Raw genomic sequence first — 383 nt, forward strand, 5'->3', positions numbered from 1 at the left:
GTCACCCTGTCCAACGGCCAGACCATCACCATCAAGGCCGGCGAAACCACGGGCACCGTGGACTTCCAGACTCCGGCCAATGACGTTTACAACAATGGCAGCACCGTTAGCACCACCATTACCGGTGCCACCGGCGGCAACTTCGAACAGCTGACGCCGAATCCGGCGCCTGCCGAAACCGTCATCACCGATTCGGTCGACACCACCAGCGTCACCCTGACCGCGACACCAGGCATCACCGAAGGGGGCGTGATCACCTACACCGCCACCCTGAGCAACCCGGCGCAGACGCCGGTCACCGTCACCCTGTCCAACGGCCAGACCATCACCATCAAGGCCGGCGAAACCACGGGCACCGTGGACTTCCAGACCCCGGCCAATGA

The 383-nt window shown here is 63.7% G+C and carries 1 protein-coding gene; it reads left to right on the plus strand.

What is annotated here, in order from left to right; all coding sequences use genetic code 11:
• Positions 1-383, plus strand: a 383-nt coding sequence (locus ACNFG0_RS22885) for an immunoglobulin-like domain-containing protein (protein WP_416766539.1), incomplete at both ends; no start/stop codon positions are given.

The sequence above is a fragment of the Pseudomonas sp. NY15372 genome (assembly GCF_048068215.1).
Classification (GTDB): domain Bacteria; phylum Pseudomonadota; class Gammaproteobacteria; order Pseudomonadales; family Pseudomonadaceae; genus Aquipseudomonas; species Aquipseudomonas guariconensis_A.